Below are 5764 nucleotides of genomic sequence, written 5' to 3' on the forward strand. Positions count from 1 at the left end.
CCCCAGCCCCCTGACCGGCCCGCACACCGCCCCCCGGCAGGGTCAGCTGCCGTCGTCGTGCCCCAGAGCCGCGGTCAGCCGGACCTCCAACTCGGTCAGCCGACCGTGGTCGGCGGCGAAAGCGGCGTATCGCCAGTCGGTGCCGTTCGCGGGGGCGCCGGCGTAGAAAACGACGCCCTCGCCGTCGCCCGGCCGGAAGTCCAGCCCGGCTTCCGTCAGGCAGGTGACCGCCGCATCGAAGGACAGCGCGCAGGCCGCGTGGGCCGTTCCCGTGGACCAGGCAGGCGCCGGCCGGCCGTCACCGCGCAGGCGGGTGAGCATGGCGTACGCGGTGGTGGTCGCGGTGCGCCGTACGTTGCATTCCAGGGCGTAGAGGGTGCCGTCGGTGGCGCAGACCGCGTCCAGGCTGTAGGGGCCGCGGTAGCCGTCGGCCGCGAGCTGACGGCCCAGCGCACGCGTCCAGTCGGCCAGTTCGGCCCGGGTGGCTTCCGGCAGACCGCCGAGCGGTGAGCTGTAGCCGGCGAAGGAGCCGCCGTCCATGCGCATCTCGCCGTCGAAGAGCACCGCGACGCGTTCCGCGGTCGTGTGGCCCTGGGCACTGATTGCCCGCGTGTGGTCGACGTACTGCTCGACGACCCAACGGCTGCCCGGCGCTGCCGGGGGCTGCGCCGGTTCCTCCCCGCGCGCGACGAAGCGCAGGCCGTGGCCGCCGGCGGACCGGTCGGGTTTGACCACCACGCGCTCGTGCTCCGCGAGCAGGTCGCAGGTCACCGGGAAGACTTCCGCTCCGGTGCACACCCGGCCGGCCGGCAGGCGCATGCCGATGCGGCCCGCGAGGGTGCGGAAGCCGGATTTCGTGTTCAGGTCCGACACGGTCCGCAGTGTCTCCGCACCCGGTCCGCCCGCCTCGAAGGCGACGAGCGGCGTGCCGAGGTCGGCGGCCAGGGCGACCGTGGCCTCGTCCAGCGCGGTGGGCAGGAGACGGGCACCCGGGCGCGCGTGGACCAGGGCGCGCAGCGGCTCCAGCAGGCCGTGCACGGCAAGCGCCTGCGCCATCGCCATGTGAGGGGCGTCGGGCACCGTCACGACGGTGACGGTGCCGTCAGGGATCCTCAGCCGCTCGAAGGCGTAGCGGCGGAAGGCGTCGCCGAGGGGCACGGGGACGACCAGCACGTCACGGGGCCGAGTGAGCCAGATCTTCCGCGGCGCCTGCTCCGACCACCGGCGCAGCACCGACGCCTCGCTCAGGTCGACCGCCAGGGGCGAGACGAAATTGGCGAGGATGACGAGCGCGCCCGCTCCCTCGTGTTCAGCGATCATGACGTGCCGCCCTCCGCACCGCTCACCGGACAGGCCCCCTTCGCGTCCGCCGTGGCCACCGTCGTCCTCCCTTCTCCGGCCCGGTCACCGGCGGCAGCCCCGTGGCGGAGGCGTGGTCCGCCGCCCGGTGCGGGCGGCGGACCCGAGGACCGGACGCGCTCAGACCGCGGGGGTGAAGCGGTCCCAGGCGCGGTGCCGGGTCAGCAGTTCGCTGACGTGCTCCAGGACGGAGGCGGCGCCGCCCGCGGTCACCACGCCGGGGGCGTCGGCGGCGATACCGGCCGCGGTCAGCGCCTCCGTCCCGTCGGCCCAGGCGCCCAGTGCCTTGCCGTGCCGGTAGGCCTCGGTGAGCAGCAGCAAGACCCGGGGGTCGATGCTCGCGGCCGCCGCCGCGCTGTCGTCCACCTTCGCGTCGCGGGCGCCGTAGGTGTCGGCCCCGGGAGCGGGCGCGCCGGCGAGCAGGACCGCGTCGAATTCGGTGGACCGGGCGGTGGCGAAGGTGCGCTGCACGGCGACGGGTTCGCCGTCGGCGTCGAGTTCGCCGCCGTGCGGGGCGATGACCAGGGGGACCATGCCGGCGTCCAGTACGGCCTGGCGGACGGAGCGGACGCCGCTGAGGTCCTGGTCGCCCGCGGTGACGATGCCGATGATCCGGCCGTCCAGCGGCCAGCGACCGCCCAGCTGCGACAGCGCGGGGCTGGGCTGCGGGTCCGCGAGGGTCACGGTGGCGTCGGGCGCGGGCAGCCCGAGGCCGGTGGCGACCTGCGCGCACAGGTCGGTGTCGATGTTGGCGAGCGCGAGCAGCGCGCGTTCCTTGATCGCCGTCTCGTAGCACTTGTTCAGCTCGAAGGAGTAGGCGGCGACGATGTGCTCGCGCTCGGTGGGCGTCATGCTCAGCCAGAACAGCCGGGCCTGGCTGAAGTGGTCGTCGAAGGACGCCGCCGCCTCGCGTACCTTGCGGCTCGCGGGCACCTCGACCGGGACCTCGATGTAGGCGCCGGTGTCGGCGCCGGCCAGGAACGGGCAGCCGCCGTCGAGGGAGTTGGGGTGGTACGGGGCCACGCCCCGGTGCACCGCGGTCTGGTGCATGCCGTCGCGCAGCATGTCGTTGACGGGCGCGTGGGTGCGGTTGATCGGCAGCTGGCCGAAGTTGGGGCCGCCGAGCCGGCTGATCTGCGTGTCGAGGTACGAGAAGAGGCGGCCCTGCAGCAGCGGGTCGTTGGTGACGTCGATGCCGGGCACGAGGTGGCCGACGTGGAAGGCGACCTGCTCGGTCTCGGCGAAGTAGTTCGACGGGTTGGCGTTGAGCGTCATCAGGCCGATCGGCTGGACCGGCGCCAGCTCCTCGGGCACCAGCTTGGTGGGGTCCAGCAGGTCGATGCCCTGGAACATCTGGTCCTCGGTGTCGGGGAAGGTCTGCACCCCCAGCTCCCACTGCGGGAAGGCGCCGGCCTCGATCGCGTCGGCGAGGTCGCGGCGGTGGAAGTCCGGGTCCATGCCGCTGGTGATCTGGGCCTCCTCCCACACCAGGGAGTGCACGCCCAGCTTCGGCTTCCAGTGGAATTTCACCAGCGTGGTGGCGCCCTGGTCGTTGACCAGCCGGAAGGTGTGGACGCCGAAGCCCTCCATCATCCGGAACGAGCGCGGGATGCCGCGGTCGGACATGTTCCACAGGGTGTGGTGGGTGGCTTCGGTGTGCAGGGTGACGAAGTCCCAGAAGGTGTCGTGCGCGCTCTGCGCCTGCGGGATCTCCCGGTCCGGATGCGGCTTGCCGGCGTGGATCACGTCGGGGAACTTGATCGCGTCCTGGATGAAGAACACCGGAATATTGTTGCCGACCAGGTCGAAGACGCCCTCCGCGGTGTAGAACTTCGTCGCGAAGCCCCGGGTGTCGCGCACGGTGTCCGCGGAGCCGCGCGAGCCGAGGACGGTGGAGAAGCGCACGAAGACCGGCGTCTCGACGTCCTTGGCCAGGAATGCCGCCTTGGTGATCTTCGCGGCGGCCCCGTAGCCCGTGAAGACGCCGTGCGCGGCGGCGCCGCGGGCGTGCACGACCCGCTCGGGGATGCGCTCGTGGTCGAAGTGGGTGATCTTCTCCCGCAGGTGGTGGTCCTGCAGCAGCACCGGCCCGCGCGGTCCGGCCTTCAGCGAGTGGTCGGTGTCGTACAGCCGCGCGCCCTGCGCTGTCGTGAGGTAGCTGCCGGCCTGCGCGACCTTGTCCTGCGAGGTCCGCGTCGGCTGGCCGGTCGGGCTGTACGTGTCAGGGCCGCGCTGGTCCGGCTTGGGCGGCAGCGGGCCGCGCGGCTCGGTCGGCTCCTCGACGGACGGCGGCACCGGGGCGGGGGCGCCCGGGATCTCGTTGCCCGGGTGGACGGCCTCCTGGACCTTCTCGACGACCTTGTCGGCGGCAGCCGTCACGGGGTTCTTCTTCTCGCTCACCAGGGTCTTCCGATCATTCGAAGGGGTGGGGCCGCCGCAGGAAAAGCCGCGGAATTGAATAATCACGACATCGCATCACAAGTGGTACCCGGATGGTCAGCGCCTCCACACCGGCGACGCGACATCCGGCATCCGCACGGGCTAACCGGCAGCCGCCGCGGAGCGGCTGCCGGCACCCCGCGCCAGGTCACGCGCCGCTCTCCCCGGCGGCGCGCGGCGCATTCGACGGGCCGGTGAAGACATCGACGAGCGCGACCGCCAGGGCCAGCGCGGCCAGACCCGCCGCGGTGACCAGCCCCAGCTGGAGCCCGGAGGACCAGTCGGGGCGGGAATTGCCGACCCTGGAGAAGAAGACGGAGCCGACCGCCGCGATACCCGCCGCCGAACCGATCCGCTGCGCGGTCTGGAGTACGCCGCCCGCGCTGCCGGCCCGCTCCACCGGGACCTCGCTGAGCGTCAGCGTCTGGTTCGGCGAGATCACGAGCCCGCTGCCGATTCCGGCGAACAGCAGCGGCAGCGCGGTCGCCAGGCCGACAGAACCGGTGCTGTCCTGATGGACGGCCAGTACCGTACCGAGCAGTCCGAGGACCACCATGCCCAGGCCCAGGGCGACCAGCGGGCGCCCGATCCGGGTGACGATCCGCCCGCCGACCGCCGCCGCGGCACCCGAGCCCACGGCGAAAGGCATGATCGATACGCCCGCCTCCAGCGCGGAGTAGTGCATCCCGTTCTGGAGGTACAGCGTCAGCACGAAGAAGATCGAGGTGAAGCCCGCGAAGTACAGCAGCGACAAGAAAACGCCGAGCCCGTACGACTGCCGATGGAAAAGGGCCAGATTCACCAGCGGTTCGTGCCGCCGCCCGTAATGGCGTTCCCAGGCCGCGAAACCGCCCAGCACGAGCAGGGCCAGCGGGATCAGCAGCCATTTCCCCAGCCCCGGCCACTCCCGCTGCTGGACGAACGGCAGGAGCAGCACCACGGTCCCGACGCCCAGCAGCACCACGCCGACCGGATCGAGGTCGCTGCGCGTACCCGTGCCCTCCCGCCGCACCCGGCCGGGCAGCAGGCGGTGCGCCAGCGGGAGCAGCACGAGGCCGATCGGCAGGTTGACGTAGAAGACCCAGCGCCAGCCCTCGTGCGAGCCGAACAGCTGGATCAGCAGTCCGCCGAGCAGCGGTCCCACCGCGGTGGACACCCCGATGGTGGCGCCGAGCAGGCCGAACGCCCGCCCGCGCGCGGCGCCCTGGAACATCTGCTGGATGAACCCGGACACCTGCGGTACGAGAATGCCGCCGGCCACGCCCTGGACGAGCCGGGCGGCCACCAGCCACGTCTCGTTCTGCGCCGCGCCGGCCAGCGCGCTGGCGGCCGTGAAGACGAGCAGTCCCACCATGAACACGCCCCGGCGGCCACGGACGTCGCCGAGCCGCCCGGACGGCACCAGGACCAGGCCGAAGGCGAGGGCGTATCCGGACAGCACCCATTGCAGGCCGCTCTGCGAGGCGCCGATGCCGCTGCGGATCGACGGCAGCGCCACATTGACGATGCTGACGTCCAGCAGGGTCATGAAGCTCGCGGTCAGACAGACCGCCAGAGCACGCCACTCTCCGGCCGAGTGCTGCCGCTCCTCGGGTGCCTTCTGCGATGTCGTACGAGTCGAGTCCACAGCTGCGCGTCCTTCCCGGGGCGGACGGGGATCCACGGCGGGCGGGTCACGGTCCGCCCGCCGCCCGCCCGCGGGCAGGTGTCCGACGCGTGATCGGTTGCCCTGGCCCGGCAGGGGTCATGCCTCGCCCGACGGCCCGTTCCGGATGCCGGACGCCAGGACCTGCCCGCCGGGCCGGTCCGTCACGAAGATCACCGTGCCACGGTTGCCGTGGTTGCGGTGACGAACGCGCCGACGGTCGTCCATGGCTCTCCCGGCGGCGGGGCAGCTTCCCGGCCGTCGCGCCCGCCCATGGCGGAAGGCGTACGCGCAGGGCCGGGGCGGGGCCGGCTCCCCGGG

Annotated in this window: 3 protein-coding genes; all 3 read right to left on the reverse strand. The window is 72.7% G+C overall.

What is annotated here, in order from left to right:
- Positions 1 to 42: 42 nt before the first annotated feature.
- The 3 genes from V7E46_RS31945 to V7E46_RS31955 all read right to left on the reverse strand — a co-directional run bounded on the left by V7E46_RS31945 (position 43) and on the right by V7E46_RS31955 (position 5425).
- The gene (locus tag V7E46_RS31945; RefSeq protein ID WP_333771675.1) at positions 43 to 1320 is read right to left on the reverse strand and encodes a peptide ligase PGM1-related protein; all 1278 of its coding nucleotides are present in this window, start codon (positions 1318 to 1320) and stop codon (positions 43 to 45) included.
- 159 nt (positions 1321 to 1479) lie between these two features.
- Positions 1480 to 3759, reverse strand: a complete 2280-nt coding sequence (locus tag V7E46_RS31950) for a catalase (protein WP_333771676.1) — start codon at positions 3757 to 3759, stop codon at positions 1480 to 1482.
- A 187-nt stretch (positions 3760 to 3946) separates the two neighbouring features.
- Positions 3947 to 5425: an MFS transporter gene (locus tag V7E46_RS31955; protein WP_443054413.1), complete on the reverse strand. Its 1479-nt coding sequence runs from the start codon at positions 5423 to 5425 to the stop codon at positions 3947 to 3949.
- Positions 5426 to 5764 lie beyond the last annotated feature (339 nt).

The sequence above is a fragment of the Streptomyces sp. IBSBF 2435 genome, from assembly GCF_036815005.1.
Taxonomy (GTDB): Bacteria; Actinomycetota; Actinomycetes; order Streptomycetales; family Streptomycetaceae; genus Actinacidiphila.

What these genes read in the sequence shown, in the direction of transcription:
- V7E46_RS31945 (WP_333771675.1), bottom strand. Translation starts at nt 1,320, where the DNA reads ATGATCGCTGAACACGAGGGAGCGGGCGCGCTCGTCATCCTCGCCAAT.